The following is a 15,908-nucleotide window of genomic DNA, read 5'->3' as shown; positions in this document are numbered from 1 at the left end:
CAGGCGGGGGGATACATGGTGTCCCCTGCAGGAATCGAACCTGCAACTAGCCCTTAGGAGGGGCTCGTTATATCCATTTAACTAAGGGGACGAAGCGGCACGAGCATAGCGTTTTTTGCCCTGCCGGGTAAGTCTCGTGCCGCTTAACTGCTCAAAGCATCGCCATTTAGCGCTGTTTTTTCGACATTTTTTGCTGGCTATCGCGCTGTTTTGCCTCTTCCTTGCGCTTGTTACTCATATCATTGCGAATTTGTGCGTGGCTCATCAGCGCGAAGATAAAGGTGCCGCCGCAAATGTTGCCGGCAAGGGTTGGCAGGGCGAAAGGCCAGAAGAATTCGCTCCAGTGCACGGTGCCGTTGAAGACCAGATAGAGGATCTCGACCGAACCGACCACGATATGGGTGGTGTCGCCCAGTGCGATAAGCCAGGTCATCAGAATAATGACCACGATTTTCGCCGCACCGGCGGCGGGGAACATCCATACCATCGTTGCGATAAGCCAGCCGGAAATAATGGCATTGGCAAACATCTCGGTGGGGCTGTTTTTCATCACGTCCATACCGATTTTGACAAACGCGTCGCGCGTCTCTTCATCAAATATCGGCATATACTCGAATGCCCATGCCGCCACGCCGGTGCCCAGCACGTTGCCAAAAAGCACGATGCCCCACAGGCGCATCAACAGGCCGAAATTACCGGTTGTCGGTTTTTGCATGACCGGCAGAACCGCGGTGACAGTGTTCTCTGTGAAAAGCTGCTGGCGCGCCATGATGACAATAATGAAGCCGAAGGTGTAGCCGAGATTCTCCAGCAGAAAACTACCGGGCACGCCGTCCAGCTGGACGTGAAAAATGCCTTTTGCCAGCAGCGATGCCCCCATTGAAAGCCCGGCGGCGATGGCGGACCACAGCAGCGCCATGGCGTCGCGCTCCAGCTCTTTTTCGCCGTCCTGGCGGATATGCTCGTGGATAGCCATCGCGCGCGAGGGAAGACGCTCTTCGTCTATCTCAATTTTCTTCCCGCTTTGCTTCTCTTCGCTTTCGACTTCCAGCTCGTCGCTGTGACCGTCAATTTTATCGTCTTTGAGGTTATCCATCGCGTTGTCCTTTTCTGTACACAAACCTGTTAAAGCGTAGCGGTTTTTGTAACAGTCAGGTCGGGAGTTATTCTGAAATGACAAGAATGGTAACGTTTAATGTCAACGGCTTCGGTAGAATAGATATGCACAATGCGGCGGTTACCAGGCTAAAATTAGAGCAACGAGACCGCGAATATAGACATCATTCGACGTGCTGTTACAATCGCTCACACCTAAACAGGCGGACACTCATGCGTTCCGTCATGGATGGCAATCAGCGATAGCCATAATTAACAGGGAGACACTTATGAAGCTTCGCCTGTCGGCGGTTGCGCTGGGCACCACACTGCTTGTCGGGTGTGCGAGTTCCGGCACTGAACAGCAAGGGCGGTCAGACCCTCTGGAAGGTTTTAACCGCTCGATGTACAACTTCAACTTTAACGTGCTGGACCCTTATGTGCTGCGTCCGGTGGCCGTTGCGTGGCGCGACTATGTTCCACAGCCCGCGCGTACCGGCCTGGGTAACTTTACCAGCAACCTGGAAGAGCCTGCCGTGATGGCTAACTACTTCCTGCAGGGCGATCCCTACCAGGGGATGGTGCACTTCACGCGCTTCTTCCTGAACACCATTCTGGGGATGGGCGGCTTTATTGATGTGGCCGGTATGGCAAACCCGAAACTGCAGCGCGTAGAACCGCACCGCTTCGGCAGTACGCTGGGGCACTATGGCGTCGGTTACGGCCCGTATATGCAACTGCCGTTCTACGGAAGTTTCACCCTGCGTGATGAGGGGGGCGATATGGCCGATACGCTGTATCCGGTGCTCTCCTGGCTGACCTGGCCCATGTCTATCGGTAAATGGGCGGTGGAAGGTGTGGAAACGCGAGCTCAGTTGCTCGACTCCGATGGCCTGCTGCGTCAGTCCTCTGACCCGTACATTCTGGTACGTGAAGCTTACTTCCAGCGCCACGACTTTATCGCCAACGGCGGTAAGCTGAAACCGGAAGAAAATCCGAACGCCCAGGCGATTAAGGATGATTTGAAAGATATCGATTCTGAATAAATCGCAGGGTATAGATAAAGAAAAGGTGAGCACTGAGGCTCACCTTTTTTATTGGGGAAAACTTAGAAGCGGTAGTTGAAGTTGGTACCGAACAGCCAGGCTTTACCTTCAGATTTAAAGGTGTACGGACCTTCCTGGAATTTAACGCTCTGTCCGTGCATGTAGGATACGCCCACATCAACAGACGCATCTTCATTAAGCGCATAGGTCGTACCGGCGCTCAGCCACAGGCGGTCCTGATCCGGAATAGAGATTGAACGATAGTTAGACGGAACCGGGCTATCATCGAAGGCGATACCGGTACGGAAGGTCCAGTTATCGTCATAGTAATAGGTGGTACCCAGCGCCAGGCGCCATGCGTCTTTAAAGTTCTCGTCTTTCTGGAACAGCGTGCCGCTGCTGTTGGTTGCTTTCAGTTCTTCGAACTGGCTCCAGCTGGTGTAGGTTGCGCTATAGTGGATAGCCCACTGCGGAGCCACACGGTTGTAACCGGAGATTTCCCACATTTCTGGCAGATTCAGCGTCAGAGAACCGTTGGTGGTGCTGCCATTGGTGCCTGCCGGAAGGCCGAAATTACCGAGGATTTGGTTATATGCGGACGGCAGGTCGCTCTTATAATCGCCATCAAAGTCGATTTTCACTTCAGAACGATAGGTGAAGCCGTAACGGTTATTCTTATCCAGTTCGAACAGAATACCGGCATTCCAGCCAAAGCCCCACTCGTCACCCTTCAGGTGTGCGATTTTAGTATCCGCCGGGATCTGGCCTACCTGGCCTGCCAGAGCCGGAGGAAGCACGCCAGAGCCTGCAACGATCTGACCTAAATCACCCGCATAGCGGTCGATCTTTGCACGGGCATAAACAGCGTTAACACCGGCCCCGAAGCTCCACTGACTGCTGAGGCGGTATGCGCCGCTCAGATTCAGGTTCACGGTTTGCAGGTCAGTCGTACCACCGTATGCGCCAGCGGCATAGGTGTCGTTAAACTCAGTTGCCAGACCATAGTTAGAGGTTACGGAAGCCCCCCAACCGAACTGATCGTTGATAGGCATCACGAAGTGAACGTTTGGTACCCATGCGGTAGGCGCAATGTTATCCGCTTTCAGACTGTTGCCGGTTGGCGAACGGCCTGAAACGTTCACATCCGGGTCAATATAAACCGCACCGGCAGAAAACGTCGGGCGATCAAACATCATAATCAGCGCGGGGTTACGGCTGGCGTTGCCTGCATCGTCAGCGATGGCACCTTCACCGGAATAGGCGCGGCCCAGACCAGAGGAAGAAAACTCATTAAGCTGGAAGCCTGCAGACCAGGCGTGGGTAGAAACGAGTGCCACTGCGACTGCGAGAGCAGACTTTGTAAACCGGGTTTTCTGGCTCATGACCATAACCTCATTGAGTTATTTTTATACAAAAAATGTTACATGTAGTAACAGAAGCGCGAAGTGTAGGGGCTGGACTACGTCAGAGAAATCAGACCAGTGACGAGAGTATAGGTCTGACCAGATGTGATGTTGCAATATTGTTTCTCAGATTTTACGTAGATGATCACCGAAACGGGATCTGGTTAGCAAATTTGGTGAGGTCGAGCTTCATCTGTTTGGGTGATTTTTGTTTTAGATCATTTTTAAGTGTGATTTCGGTCACTTATCTCAATTGGCATAATTAACAACTGGAGGGAGCTTTCCGGGGAGCGTAAAATAACGGCATCGTTTATCTGGCACCTTCGCGTGCATATACAGAGGAAATCTACAATGAGTAAATGCAGTGCTGATGAAACCCCGGTTTGCTGCTGTATGGATGTTGGTACCATCATGGACAACTCCGATTGCACAGCCTCCTATAGCCGCGTTTTTGCAACTCGCGCTGAAGCTGAAGAAACACTCGCTGCGCTGACTGAACGCGCGCGTGGCGTTGAATCCGATCCGTGCGTCATCACCCCGGTCTTCAAAGACGTTGAGGGCGGCGTACAGATGGATATCGATTTTGTTTTTGCCTGCGAAGCAGAAACGCTGATCTTCCAGCTGGGTCTGCGTTAATCCTTCCCAAACGCCTCTGCGATGCAGGGGCGTTTTCTTTTCCCCCTCCAGTGTGTTTTAGCTCCCATTTTTCTCTCTCTCCGATTGGCTTAATGTAAAAAATTAGTTAAGACTGTTATCAGGTCCGACCACTTTGGTTTTATCTTTTAACAGGGGAGTTTTATGAGTCAGGCATTACCGCTTATCACCCGTCAGGGCGATCGCATTGCCATTGTCAGTGGTTTACGTACCCCATTTGCCCGTCAGGCCACCGCCTTTCACGGCGTACCGGCGATTGACCTCGGCAAAATGGTCGTGGGCGAAATGCTGGCGCGTAGCGAAATTCCCCCTGAAATGATCGAACAACTGGTCTTCGGCCAGGTTGTTCAGATGCCAGAAGCGCCAAACATTGCCCGCGAAATTGTCCTCGGTACGGGGATGAACGTGCATACGGATGCCTACAGCGTTAGTCGCGCCTGCGCTACCAGTTTTCAGGCGGTCGCCAACGTGGCCGAAAGCCTGATGGCAGGGACTATTCGCGCGGGTATTGCGGGCGGGGCGGATTCCTCTTCCGTGCTGCCGATTGGCGTCAGCAAAAAGCTGGCGCGAACGCTGGTGGATGCCAATAAAGCGCGTACGCTTGGGCAGCGTCTGAAACTCTTTTCCCGCCTTAAGCTGCGCGACCTGATGCCGGTCCCCCCGGCGGTTGCGGAGTATTCTACCGGCCTGCGGATGGGCGATACGGCTGAACAGATGGCGAAGACGTACCACATCACGCGTGAACAGCAGGATGCGCTGGCACATCGCTCGCATCAACTGGCAGCACAGGCGTGGGCGGAAGGCAAACTGGCGGATGAAGTAATGACGGCCTACGCGCCGCCGTTCCGCGACCCGCTGGAGCAGGACAACAACATACGCGGCACCTCGACGCTGGCGGATTACGCCAAACTGCGCCCGGCATTCGACCGTAAACATGGTTCGGTCACGGCGGCCAACAGTACGCCGCTGACCGATGGCGCGGCGGCGGTGATATTAATGACCGAATCGCGTGCCCGCGAGCTGGGCTTAACGCCGCTGGGCTATCTGCGCAGCTACGCGTTTACCGCCATTGAGGTGCAGCAGGATATGCTGCTCGGCCCGGCATGGGCCACGCCGCTGGCGCTCGATCGTGCGGGCCTCACCCTCGCAGATTTAACGTTGTTTGATATGCATGAAGCGTTTGCCGCACAAACGCTGGCGAATATTCAGTGCCTCGCAAGCGATCGGTTTGCCCGCGACGTGCTGGGGCGTGCTCAGGCCACCGGTGAGATTGACGAAAGCAAATTCAACGTTCTGGGCGGATCGATAGCCTATGGGCACCCCTTTGCCGCCACTGGCGCGCGAATGATCACGCAAACGCTCAATGAGTTACGCCGCCGGGGAGGCGGTTTTGGCCTGGTCACCGCCTGTGCGGCGGGTGGTTTGGGCGCGGCAATGGTACTGGAGGCTGAATAATGACGACAATATCCGCATTTTCTCTCACCGTTCGCCCGGATAACGTCGCCATAATTACCATCGATGTGCCGGACGAGAAAATGAATACCCTGAAGGCTGAGTTTGGCACGCAGGTGCGGGCTATCCTCAAGCAAATTCGCGACAACAAAGCGCTTCAGGGCGTGGTGATTACCTCTGCCAAGCCTGACAACTTTATTGCCGGGGCCGATATCAACATGATTGGCAACTGTGCCAGCGCGCAGGAAGCCGAAGGGCTGGCGCGGCAGGGGCAGCAGATCATGGCGGAGCTGAACGGCTTGTCTCTCCCGGTGATCGCCGCCATTCACGGGGCGTGCCTTGGCGGCGGGCTGGAGCTGGCGCTTGCCTGTCACGGGCGCGTCTGTTCTGACGATCCTAAAACGGTGCTTGGGTTACCGGAAGTGCAGCTTGGTCTGCTGCCGGGCTCTGGCGGTACCCAGCGATTGCCGCGCCTGGTTGGCGTGAGTACGGCGCTGGATATGATCCTGACGGGGAAGCAACTGCGCGCGCGTCAGGCGCTGAAGGTTGGGCTGGTGGATGACGTGGTGCCGCAGACCATCTTGCTGGAAGCCGCGGTTGAGCTGGCAAAGCAAGCGCCATCACGCTCACGCCATCTGCCGGTAAAAGAGCGCATTCTCGCAGGCCCCCTGGGGCGCAATATTCTGTTTACGCTTGCCGGAAAGAAAACCGAGCAGAAAACGCACGGTAACTATCCGGCGACCAAAAAGATTCTGGAAGTGATTGAAACCGGGCTGGCGCAGGGTACCAGCAGCGGCTATGACGCGGAAGCGCGCGCGTTTGGCGAGCTGGCGATGACCTCACAGTCTAAAGCGCTGCGGCATATTTTCTTCGCCAGTACGGAGATCAAAAAAGATCCGGGTGCCAGCGTCGAGGCCGGACCATTGCGTGCGGTGGGGATCTTAGGCGGCGGCCTGATGGGCGGGGGGATCGCCTTCGTGACCGCGACCAAAGGCAAACTTCCGGTACGTATCAAAGACATCAATGCTAAGGGCATCAACCATGCGTTGAAGTACAGCTGGGAGCTGCTTGATAACAAGGTGCGTCGCCGCCATATCAAGGCTAATGAGCGTGATAGCCAGCTGGCGTTGATTTCCGGATCGACCGATTATCGCGGATTTGCGCATCGGGATCTGGTCATTGAGGCGGTGTTTGAAGATCTGGTGCTGAAACAGAAGATGGTCAGTGAAGTCGAGCAGCAGTGCGCGCCGCATACGGTCTTTGCGTCGAATACGTCGTCGCTGCCGATTGGCGATATTGCCGCCCAGGCGCAACGGCCTGAACAGGTCATCGGCCTGCACTTTTTCAGCCCGGTCGAAAAAATGCCGCTGGTGGAGGTTATCCCCCACGCGACAACCTCTGAGCAGACTATCGCCACCACGGTGAAGCTTGCGAAGAAACAGGGGAAAATGCCGATTGTGGTGGCCGATCGCGCTGGGTTCTATGTAAACCGTATTTTAGCGCCGTACATTAACGAGGCGATGCGCATGCTGACCGACGGCGAACGCATCGAAGATATTGATAATGCTCTGGTTAAATTCGGTTTTCCCGTTGGGCCCATCCAGCTTTTGGATGAGGTGGGAATTGATACAGGCACCAAAATTATGCCGGTACTGGAAGCGGCGTATGGGGATCGTTTCAGCGCCCCTGCAACGCTTATTTCAGCGATTTTGAACGACGATCGCAAAGGCAGAAAAAACGGTCGTGGATTCTATCTTTATGGTGCAAAAGGGCGTACAAGCAAGAAACAGCCGGATAGCGCAATTTATTCGTTGCCGGGAATGGCGTCGCGTAACAGCCAGCTTTCGCCGCAACAGATAGCCGAACGCTGCGTGTTGCTGATGCTCAACGAAGCGGCGCGCTGCTTTGATGAACGCGTAATCCGCAGCGCGCGCGATGGCGACATTGGCGCGGTGTTTGGCATTGGTTTTCCACCGTTCTTAGGTGGCCCGTTCCGTTACATGGATTCGTTGGGCGCGGGTGAAGTGGTTGCCAGATTGCAACGACTGACGACGCAGTACGGTCCACGTTTTACGCCATGCGAGGCATTAGTCGCTATGGCAGAGCGGGGAGAAACTTTTTGGTCTCCCGTGGAAACTGGCTTACAGGCTTGAGGTCAAAGGTATATCTTTCGGCGAGTGACGTTGTCCCGGTCAGTTCTGGTTATTTTGTAAACAAAGATTGACTATACTTACGCCATTAAGGTAAAAGACAGCGTTTCATTCATTGGATGGATCAGGCACAATGCCCGGCTACCGAAACATCGCAGGTCTCGTTGCCTGCGATATTGATCGGTGCTTCTGTTTAACAAAAGCGGTGCAATATGCAAGTTTTTATTATGCGTCACGGCGACGCTGCTCTTGAAGCAGCCAGTGACTCGGTTCGTCCTCTTACGGGATGTGGTTGTGATGAATCCCGTCAGATGGCAACCTGGCTGAAAGGCCAAAAAGTGGATATTGAACGTGTTCTGGTTAGCCCGTTCCTGCGTGCGGAGCAGACTCTTGATGTGGTAGGGGAGTGCATGCACCTGCCTGAAGATGTCGAAGTGCTGCCTGAACTGACACCATGCGGCGATATCGGCCTCGTCGGCGCGTATCTGCAAGCGCTGGCGAACGAGGGTGTCGCGTCCGTGCTGGTGATATCCCATCTGCCACTGGTTGGCTACCTGGTCTCTGAACTCTGCCCTGGCGAAACGCCGCCAATGTTCACCACCTCTGCAATCGCCTGCGTCACGCTGGAAGCTGACGGGCTGGGCGTTTTCAAATGGCAAATGAGCCCCTGCAATCTGAAAATGGCGAAAGCGATTTAAGATCCTGCCTGATGTTGTGCCGGATGGCGCTTGCGCTTATCCGGCCTACAGGTATACCCGAGTCGCCATCCGGCAACGCTTTGCGCCTACGGCAACTCCGGCGGTAGCCACTCTTCCACTTCAATCAGCACCAGCAGCGCGGCGTCTCCGCCATACTCTTTCGATGCCTGATGAAATGCCATGACGTGCGGATGCTGCGCCAGCCACAGCGGCGTTTGCTGTTTAAGAATATGCTTTCCGTGCCCGTGCATCACACAGGCGCAAAACACATGTTCGCGGCGACAGGCGGCAATCAGCGCGCCCAGCTCCTGCTTGGCCTGTTGTTGCGTCAACCCGTGCAAATCCAGAAACAGCTCCGGGGAGTAATCGCCACGGCGCAGTTTTTTCAGCTCGAAATTGCTGACGCCTTCTCGCACGTACCTTACCGGCCCTTCGCTATTCAGCAGCGGTTGAAACTCGTCGGAAAAATAGTGGCTGTTGTCCACCTGCTCCTGAATCAGCCGTTTCACCGGCACTTCACTCACTTTCTTACGTAACGGGCGATGGACAATGGTGTCCTGCTTAATTTTGCGCGTCCCCGTCATCAGTTGCTGAAACAGCGCCTGATCCTCCTCGCTAAGTGATGCTTTCTTTTTCATCGATTCTTCTCATCTGGCATTTCCGTTAGTTTACCTTTTGAATGCGGCGGTTGGCAGTGAAAACGGTTTTTTCCCCTGTCGCCTGCGCAAGAATGCTGATTTATCGGCGTCTTCGTGGCAAACTAGCCGCCGAATTTACCCCGACGCATGCCCTGGAGAATAATGTGGATAAGATTTTTGTCGATGAAGCGGTCAATGAGCTGCAAACCATTCAGGACATGCTGCGCTGGGCGGTGAGCCGTTTTAGCGCGGCGAACATCTGGTACGGCCACGGCACCGATAACCCGTGGGATGAAGCCGTACAGCTGGTTCTGCCTTCACTCTATCTGCCGCTGGATATCCCGGAAGACATGCGCAGCGCGCGCCTGACCTCCAGTGAAAAGCATCGCATCGTGGAACGCGTGATTCGCCGCGTCAACGAGCGTATTCCGGTCGCGTATCTGACCAACAAAGCCTGGTTCTGCGGCCATGAATTTTACGTCGATGAACGCGTGCTGGTGCCGCGCTCGCCGATTGGCGAATTAATCAACAATAAGTTCGCCGGGCTTATCAATCATCAGCCGCAGCACATCCTCGATATGTGCACCGGCAGCGGCTGCATCGCGATTGCCAGCGCCTATGCCTTCCCGGAAGCAGAAGTGGATGCCGTGGATATTTCGCTGGATGCCCTGGCCGTCGCCGAACAAAATATTGAAGAACACGGCATGATCCACAACGTCACGCCGATTCGCTCAGACCTCTTCCGCGACCTGCCGAAGTTGCAGTACGATTTAATCGTCACTAACCCACCGTACGTCGATGCTGAAGACATGTCCGATCTGCCGAGCGAATACCGTTTCGAGCCAGAGCTGGGCCTCGCATCGGGTACGGATGGGCTGAAGCTGACGCGCCGCATTCTGGCCTGCGCGCCGGATTACCTTGCGGACGATGGCGTGCTGATTTGTGAAGTTGGCAACAGCATGGTGCATCTCATGGAGCAGTACCCGGACGTACCGTTTACCTGGCTGGAGTTTGATAACGGCGGTGACGGCGTCTTCATGCTGACCAAAGCGCAGCTGGTGGCTGCCCGCGATCATTTCGCGATTTACAAAGATTAATCCAGCACGCAACAACACAACAACGACAGCGGAGCCGTGATGGCAGGAAATACAATTGGACAACTCTTTCGCGTAACCACCTTCGGTGAGTCGCATGGTCTGGCACTTGGCTGTATTGTCGATGGCGTGCCGCCAGGCATCCCGTTAACGGAAGCAGATTTGCAGCACGACCTCGACCGTCGTCGCCCGGGCACCTCGCGCTACACCACCCAGCGCCGCGAGCCGGACCAGGTGAAAATCCTCTCCGGCGTATTTGAAGGCGTGACCACCGGTACCAGCATTGGCCTGCTGATTGAAAATACCGATCAGCGCTCGCAGGATTACGGCGCTATCAAAGATGTGTTCCGCCCAGGGCATGCTGATTACACCTATGAACAGAAATATGGCCTGCGCGACTATCGCGGCGGTGGCCGTTCTTCTGCTCGTGAAACCGCGATGCGCGTGGCGGCTGGCGCCATTGCCAAAAAATTCCTCGCGACAAAATTCGGTATTCAAATCCGTGCGTGTCTGACTCAAATGGGTGAGATTCCTTTGGCGATTAAAGACTGGGATCAGGTTGAGCAGAACCCGTTTTTCTGCCCGGACCCGGACAAAATCGACGCGCTGGATGAACTGATGCGTGGCCTGAAAAAAGAGGGCGACTCAATCGGGGCGAAAGTCACCGTGGTTGCCGATGGCGTGCCTGCGGGCTTTGGCGAGCCGGTCTTTGACCGCCTGGATGCCGATATCGCGCACGCACTGATGAGCATCAACGCGGTGAAAGGCGTGGAAATCGGCGACGGTTTTGAGGTGGTAAAACTGCGCGGCAGTGAAAACCGCGACGAAATCACCAAAGATGGTTTCCAGAGCAACCACGCGGGCGGCATTCTGGGCGGGATCAGCAGCGGTCAGCAGATCGTCGCGAACATTGCCCTGAAACCGACCTCCAGCATTACCGTGCCGGGTAAAACGCTCAACCGCTTTGGTGAAGAAGTTGAGATGATCACCAAAGGCCGCCACGACCCGTGCGTCGGTATTCGAGCGGTGCCTATCGCGGAAGCGATGCTGGCCATTGTTCTGATGGATCACTTTATGCGTCAACGCGCGCAAAACGCCGATGTGACGACCACTCTTCCACGCTGGTAATCATGAAAAAAACCGTTCTCGCTCTGCTGGCCATCGTGGCCAGCACCGCCAGCCTGGCGGCAACGCCGTGGCAAAAAGTTGTTCAGCCGATCCCCGGAAGCGCGCAGTCAATCGGCGCGTTTGCGAATGGTTGTATCGTTGGAGCAGAAGGGTTGCCGCTGCAATCCAGTACGTATCAGGTGATGCGCACCGATCAGCGTCGCTATTTCGGCCACCCGGATCTGGTGCGCTTTATTCAGCGCCTCAGTCAGCAGGTGCAGAACAACGGCATGGGAACGGTGTTGATTGGCGATATGGGCATGCCTGCCGGTGGGCGTTTTAACGGCGGTCACGCCAGCCACCAGAGCGGTCTGGATGTCGATATCTTCCTGCAACTGCCGAAAACCCGCTGGACGTCGGCGCAGCTGCTGAAACCGCAGGCGCTGGATCTGGTTGCAGCAGATGGTAAAAGCATCAATTCGCGCGTCTGGCAGCCGGAAATTGGCAACCTGATTAAGCTTGCCGCGCAGGACAGCGAAGTCACGCGTATCTTTGTGAACCCGGCAATTAAGCAACAGCTTTGCCTGGAAGCGGGGAGCGATCGCGACTGGTTACGTAAAGTTCGTCCGTGGTTCCAGCATCGTGCGCATATGCACGTGCGTCTGCGTTGCCCGGCGAACAGCCTTGAATGTGAAGATCAAGCTTTGCCGCCGGCAGGTGACGGTTGCGGTGCGGAGTTACAAAGCTGGTTCGAACCGCCCAAACCGGGCGCCACCAAACCTGTGAAGAAGACGCCGCCGCCATTACCGCCTTCCTGCCAGGCGTTACTGGATGAGCACGTACTCTGATGGACAGTTTTGTTGAGATATTCACAGTCTCACCCCTCATGCTGGCGGTGCTGTTTTTTATCGCCGCGCTGGCCGGGTTTATCGATTCTTTAGCGGGCGGCGGCGGTTTACTCACCGTTCCCGCGCTGATGGCGGCGGGGATGTCGCCTGCACAGGCGCTGGCAACCAACAAATTACAGGCCTGCGGCGGCTCGCTTTCCGCGTCGCTCTACTTTGTCCGCCAGAAGGTGGTGAACCTGGCCGATCAGAAGCTCAATATCCTGATGACCTTTATCGGTTCAATGGCTGGCGCGCTGCTGGTTCAGTATGTGAAAGCGGATGTGCTGCGCCAGATTTTACCGCTGCTGGTTATTGGTATTGGGCTGTATTTCCTGCTGATGCCGAAAATTGGCGAAGGCGACCGCGCGCGTCGTCTGCATGGCCTGCCGTTTGCCCTGGTGGCGGGCGGCTGCGTCGGTTTTTATGACGGCTTCTTTGGCCCCGGCGCGGGCTCTTTCTACGCACTGGCGTTTGTCACTCTGGCGGGTTTTAACCTCGCCAAATCGACCGCCCATGCGAAAGTACTGAACGCCACGTCAAACGTTGGCGGGCTGCTACTGTTTATTCTGGGCGGCAAAGTTATCTGGGCAACCGGCTTCGTGATGATGGTCGGCCAGTTCTTCGGCGCTCGAGTGGGGTCACGGCTGGTTCTCAGCAAAGGACAATCGCTTATTCGCCCGATGATTGTCATCGTCTCGGCGGTGATGAGCGCCAAACTTCTGTACGACAGCCATGGACAGGAAATCCTTCAGTGGTTAGGGATGAATTAATTAATGAACGCAACGCATAACGCGCAGCAGCTGATCGCTATTTTCGATGGCTGTTTTGCCGATGATTTTAATACCCGTCTGATTAAAGGCGACGACGAACCGATCTATCTTCCTGCTGATGCCGATGCGCCCTATAACCGCATCGTCTTCGCCCACGGCTTTTACGCCAGCGCGTTGCACGAGATTTCGCACTGGTGCATCGCCGGAAAGGCGCGCCGTGAACAGGTCGATTTCGGTTACTGGTACTGCCCGGACGGGCGCGATGCCAAAACACAGGGGCAGTTTGAAGATGTGGAAGTGAAACCACAGGCTTTTGACTGGCTGTTCTGCGTGGCGGCAGGCTATCCGTTTAACGTGAGCTGCGACAATCTGGAAGGCGACTTCGAGCCGGACCGCATCGTTTTTCAGCGCCGCGTGCATGCGCAGGTGATGGAATATCTGGAGAAGGGCATTCCTGCACGCCCGGCCAGATTTATCAACGCATTACAAAACTATTATCAGACGCCGCCGCTCGCGGCAGAACAATTTCCGTGGCCGGAAGATCTTAACTAACGCCACGTTCAAAAAGAGGAAAGAAGATGATCGCCGAGTTTGAATCACGCATTCTGGCGTTAATTGATGACATGGTGGAGCACGCCAGCGACGATGAACTGTTTGCCAGCGGTTATCTGCGTGGTCACCTGACGCTGGCGGTTGCCGAGCTGGAAGAGGGCGACGATCATACTGCTGATGCCGTGTCGCATAACGTGACCCGCAGCCTGGAGAAAGCGATTCAGGCGGGCGAACTGTCACCGCGCGACCAGGCTCTGGTGCTGGGAATGTGGGAGACGCTGTTCCAGAAAGCGCAGCAGTAATTATCGCAGCGATGTAGGCCCGGTAAGCGCAGCGCCACCGGGCAACACACGCCGCACTTACTTAACCTGCTTCCCCTTCAATAACTTCCTCACCCACAACCGGTTCGGATTCAACGCCGATAATGTCCGGGCATCCAGCGGCAACGGTTCATTGCTCATCTGCGATGCCAGCACTTCCGCTGATAACGGCGCGGTACATAATCCGCGAGACCCAAGCCCACCCAGCATAAACAGATTTGGATAAACCGGGGCCGTGACTGCGGTTTCCTGCTCCTCAAGCAGTTGAGCATATTGCGCCAGCGTGGCGTCGTAATCAGGCACATTGCCGAGCATCGGCAGATGATCGCGCGTGGCGCAACGCACGCCAACACGCGCCTCGTTGGCGCTGACATCGACCTCTTTCGCCCATTCGGCATCGGGGAAACAGTTGATCAATCGCTGACGATTATGCTGCTGGTCTTCCTCGTTAAAGGTCATCTCTCGTTCGCCACGATGGTAGCTTGCGCCAATGCAGTGATGCTGATTGGCCGGGTTTTGCGGCGTCAGGTAACCGTCATAGCACAGCACCTGGCGAAGCTGCGCCAGCGAAGGGCCCGTGGGAATATGGCTTACCTGTCCGCCTACAGCGTACACAGGCAACGCTGCGGTTTGTGGTAGCTGGTTAATATTATGCCCGGTCGCCAGCACCACGCTCGCGGCGCGGGCGCTTTCACTATGATTAAAATTCAGTTGCCAGGCACCATCCTGCTGTTCAAGCGAGACGAGGGATCTGTTCCAGTGCACGACCAGCCCTTGTTGCCGGGCCAGCGCCAATACGCCTGCCGTGAGCTGTGCCGGAGAGAGCCAGCCGCCCGCCGGATACTGAATGCCGCCGCAGCCTGTTTCTACGCCGATACTTTCGGCAACGTCCTGCGCGCTCACCGCGTGTGCCAATGCTTCAGGCAGCTCCAGCAACAGCATCTGGTCGATTTTCTGCTGACTTTTTTCATCCCAGCCAAGCTGGGTAACGCCGCACCACTGATGATCAAATGCCACCGGGAGCGAATCATAAAGCCGACGTGCGAAGGTGAACGCTGCCGGGAAGAACGTTTCCAGCGCGGGATCGTGCGCGCTCAACAACGGATACAGCGCCCCCTGACGATTACCGGATGCGCCCTGTGCCGGGGCATCGTCGGCACAGTAAAGCGTCACCTGCCAGCCGCGTCTCAGTAGGGCCAGTGAGAGCAGGGCGCTGGCGATACCGCCGCCGATAATCGCGGTTTCACGCGTGCTGGCGCCGGTGCGGGCAAACCACGGCGCACGCGCGGGAAGTGCGTTCGGCTGCGTCATTTCACCGACCAGCATCTCACGCTTGCGGCCAAAGCCTTTGGTTTTATGCATCGTAAAACCGGCGTCCTGCAACCCGCGACGGACAAAACCCGCCGAGGTGAACGTAGCCAGCGTGCCGCCGGGCCGGGCCAGGCGCGCCATCGCGGAAAAGAGCTGCGGAGTCCACATATCCGGGTTTTTCGCCGGGGCAAAACCGTCAAGGAACCAGGCATCTACCTGCTGATTGAACGAATCATCCAGTTGGTCAGTCAGTTCGTTGATATCGCCGAACCATAAATCGAGCGTCACCCGTCCGCCGTCGAGCAATAAACGGTGGCAGCCCGCCAGCGGCAGCGGCCACTGGGCCTGAAGCTGTTCCGCCCACGGCGTCAGTTCCGGCCAGTGCTGATGCGCCAGGCGCAGGTCGCCGGCGGTGAGTGGGAATTTTTCAAAGCTGACAAAATGCAGCCGTTGCAGCGTCGCCTCAGGGTTGGCGAGGCGGAAGGCATCGAAAGCCTGCCAAAGCGTCAGGAAGTTGAGCCCGGTTCCAAACCCGCTTTCCGCTACCACAAACAGAGGATGCGGATGGGTAGGGAAGCGTGCCTCTAACTGGTTACCCCCCAGAAAGACGTAGCGCGTTTCTTCCAGACCATTGTCATTGGAGAAGTAGACGTCGTCGAAATCTCGGGAAACAGGTGTACCCTCACTGTTGAATTCGAGGTTGGCAGATTGTATGGCGTTTTGTTTCACGT

The 15,908-nt window shown here is 56.0% G+C and carries 15 protein-coding genes and 1 tRNA gene; 11 read left to right on the top strand and 5 right to left on the bottom strand.

The genetic code is table 11. The features are described from left to right. Positions 1-16: 16 nt before the first annotated feature. Both AC1MKH_RS17315 and AC1MKH_RS17310 read right to left on the bottom strand, forming a co-directional pair. Positions 17-91 (bottom strand) — tRNA-Arg (locus AC1MKH_RS17315). Between the two features lie 75 nt (positions 92-166). Continuing rightward, the gene (locus tag AC1MKH_RS17310) at positions 167-1,096 is read right to left on the bottom strand and encodes a formate/nitrite transporter family protein (protein ID WP_276219690.1); all 930 of its coding nucleotides are present in this window, start codon (positions 1,094-1,096) and stop codon (positions 167-169) included. A gap of 289 nt (positions 1,097-1,385) precedes the next feature. On the opposite strand from AC1MKH_RS17310, the gene mlaA reads away from it, so the two are divergent. Further along, positions 1,386-2,141: a phospholipid-binding lipoprotein MlaA gene (gene mlaA, locus AC1MKH_RS17305; RefSeq protein WP_231826616.1), complete on the top strand. Its 756-nt coding sequence runs from the start codon at positions 1,386-1,388 to the stop codon at positions 2,139-2,141. Between the two features lie 62 nt (positions 2,142-2,203). Here the strand turns inward: mlaA and fadL are convergent, their stop codons facing one another. Further along, positions 2,204-3,529: a long-chain fatty acid transporter FadL gene (gene fadL, locus AC1MKH_RS17300; RefSeq protein ID WP_488450943.1), complete on the bottom strand. Its 1,326-nt coding sequence runs from the start codon at positions 3,527-3,529 to the stop codon at positions 2,204-2,206. A 366-nt stretch (positions 3,530-3,895) separates the two neighbouring features. Between fadL and AC1MKH_RS17295 the strand changes: the two genes are divergently transcribed. The 4 genes from AC1MKH_RS17295 to sixA all read left to right on the top strand — a co-directional run bounded on the left by AC1MKH_RS17295 (position 3,896) and on the right by sixA (position 8,498). Further along, positions 3,896-4,180 (top strand): YfcZ/YiiS family protein, encoded by a 285-nt coding sequence (locus tag AC1MKH_RS17295; protein ID WP_015963594.1) that lies wholly within the window; start codon positions 3,896-3,898, stop codon positions 4,178-4,180. A 162-nt stretch (positions 4,181-4,342) separates the two neighbouring features. Then, complete coding sequence (fadI, locus tag AC1MKH_RS17290; protein ID WP_276219695.1) at positions 4,343-5,653, top strand: acetyl-CoA C-acyltransferase FadI; 1,311 nt, start codon at positions 4,343-4,345, stop codon at positions 5,651-5,653. Continuing rightward, complete coding sequence (gene fadJ / locus AC1MKH_RS17285) at positions 5,653-7,803, top strand: fatty acid oxidation complex subunit alpha FadJ (RefSeq protein ID WP_276219698.1); 2,151 nt, start codon at positions 5,653-5,655, stop codon at positions 7,801-7,803. Before fadI ends, fadJ begins: the two co-directional genes overlap by 1 nt. 209 nt (positions 7,804-8,012) lie before the next feature. Beyond that, complete coding sequence (sixA, locus tag AC1MKH_RS17280) at positions 8,013-8,498, top strand: phosphohistidine phosphatase SixA (protein ID WP_149461970.1); 486 nt, start codon at positions 8,013-8,015, stop codon at positions 8,496-8,498. 86 nt (positions 8,499-8,584) lie between these two features. Here sixA and smrB read toward each other — a convergent pair whose 3' ends face one another. Then, a complete protein-coding gene (smrB, locus tag AC1MKH_RS17275) occupies positions 8,585-9,136 on the bottom strand; it encodes an endonuclease SmrB (protein WP_276219702.1) in 552 nt (183 codons plus the stop codon). 164 nt (positions 9,137-9,300) lie between these two features. Between smrB and prmB the strand changes: the two genes are divergently transcribed. Genes prmB through AC1MKH_RS17245 form a run of 6 tightly spaced genes read left to right on the top strand, consistent with a single transcriptional unit; the run spans position 9,301 to position 13,848 of the window. Next, positions 9,301-10,233: a 50S ribosomal protein L3 N(5)-glutamine methyltransferase gene (gene prmB / locus AC1MKH_RS17270; RefSeq protein WP_276219704.1), complete on the top strand. Its 933-nt coding sequence runs from the start codon at positions 9,301-9,303 to the stop codon at positions 10,231-10,233. 39 nt (positions 10,234-10,272) lie between these two features. Further along, positions 10,273-11,358, top strand: a complete 1,086-nt coding sequence (aroC, locus tag AC1MKH_RS17265; RefSeq protein ID WP_276219705.1) for a chorismate synthase — start codon at positions 10,273-10,275, stop codon at positions 11,356-11,358. Between the two features lie 2 nt (positions 11,359-11,360). Further along, complete coding sequence (gene mepA / locus AC1MKH_RS17260; RefSeq protein WP_276219707.1) at positions 11,361-12,185, top strand: penicillin-insensitive murein endopeptidase; 825 nt, start codon at positions 11,361-11,363, stop codon at positions 12,183-12,185. Continuing rightward, the gene (locus AC1MKH_RS17255) at positions 12,185-12,994 is read left to right on the top strand and encodes a sulfite exporter TauE/SafE family protein (protein WP_276219709.1); all 810 of its coding nucleotides are present in this window, start codon (positions 12,185-12,187) and stop codon (positions 12,992-12,994) included. The genes mepA and AC1MKH_RS17255 overlap by 1 nt, the downstream gene beginning before the upstream one ends. Before the next feature lie 3 nt (positions 12,995-12,997). Then, a complete protein-coding gene (locus AC1MKH_RS17250) occupies positions 12,998-13,546 on the top strand; it encodes an elongation factor P hydroxylase (RefSeq protein WP_276219711.1) in 549 nt (182 codons plus the stop codon). 26 nt (positions 13,547-13,572) lie between these two features. Next, complete coding sequence (locus AC1MKH_RS17245; protein WP_108473553.1) at positions 13,573-13,848, top strand: YfcL family protein; 276 nt, start codon at positions 13,573-13,575, stop codon at positions 13,846-13,848. A 57-nt stretch (positions 13,849-13,905) separates the two neighbouring features. Here AC1MKH_RS17245 and mnmC read toward each other — a convergent pair whose 3' ends face one another. Continuing rightward, positions 13,906-15,906 carry a bifunctional tRNA (5-methylaminomethyl-2-thiouridine)(34)-methyltransferase MnmC2/FAD-dependent 5-carboxymethylaminomethyl-2-thiouridine(34) oxidoreductase MnmC1 gene (gene mnmC / locus AC1MKH_RS17240; protein WP_276219714.1) on the bottom strand — a complete coding sequence of 667 codons (2,001 nt, stop codon included), beginning with the start codon at positions 15,904-15,906 and terminating at the stop codon, positions 13,906-13,908. Positions 15,907-15,908: the final 2 nt, after the last annotated feature.

The sequence above is a fragment of the Pseudocitrobacter sp. CD920760 genome (genome assembly GCF_057782505.1).
Note: the sequence above shows the minus strand (reverse complement) of the source record. Positions and strands in the feature narration are given on the sequence as shown.

Coding starts and splice junctions, on each gene's coding strand:
- AC1MKH_RS17295 (WP_015963594.1), top strand. CDS start 3,896: ATGAGTAAATGCAGTGCTGATGAAACCCCGGTTTGCTGCTGTATGGAT.
- fadL (WP_488450943.1), bottom strand. CDS start 3,529: ATGGTCATGAGCCAGAAAACCCGGTTTACAAAGTCTGCTCTCGCAGTC.
- smrB (WP_276219702.1), bottom strand. CDS start 9,136: ATGAAAAAGAAAGCATCACTTAGCGAGGAGGATCAGGCGCTGTTTCAG.
- AC1MKH_RS17255 (WP_276219709.1), top strand. CDS start 12,185: ATGGACAGTTTTGTTGAGATATTCACAGTCTCACCCCTCATGCTGGCG.
- sixA (WP_149461970.1), top strand. CDS start 8,013: ATGCAAGTTTTTATTATGCGTCACGGCGACGCTGCTCTTGAAGCAGCC.
- mepA (WP_276219707.1), top strand. CDS start 11,361: ATGAAAAAAACCGTTCTCGCTCTGCTGGCCATCGTGGCCAGCACCGCC.
- mlaA (WP_231826616.1), top strand. CDS start 1,386: ATGAAGCTTCGCCTGTCGGCGGTTGCGCTGGGCACCACACTGCTTGTC.
- aroC (WP_276219705.1), top strand. CDS start 10,273: ATGGCAGGAAATACAATTGGACAACTCTTTCGCGTAACCACCTTCGGT.
- fadJ (WP_276219698.1), top strand. CDS start 5,653: ATGACGACAATATCCGCATTTTCTCTCACCGTTCGCCCGGATAACGTC.
- AC1MKH_RS17310 (WP_276219690.1), bottom strand. CDS start 1,096: ATGGATAACCTCAAAGACGATAAAATTGACGGTCACAGCGACGAGCTG.
- AC1MKH_RS17245 (WP_108473553.1), top strand. CDS start 13,573: ATGATCGCCGAGTTTGAATCACGCATTCTGGCGTTAATTGATGACATG.
- AC1MKH_RS17250 (WP_276219711.1), top strand. CDS start 12,998: ATGAACGCAACGCATAACGCGCAGCAGCTGATCGCTATTTTCGATGGC.
- fadI (WP_276219695.1), top strand. CDS start 4,343: ATGAGTCAGGCATTACCGCTTATCACCCGTCAGGGCGATCGCATTGCC.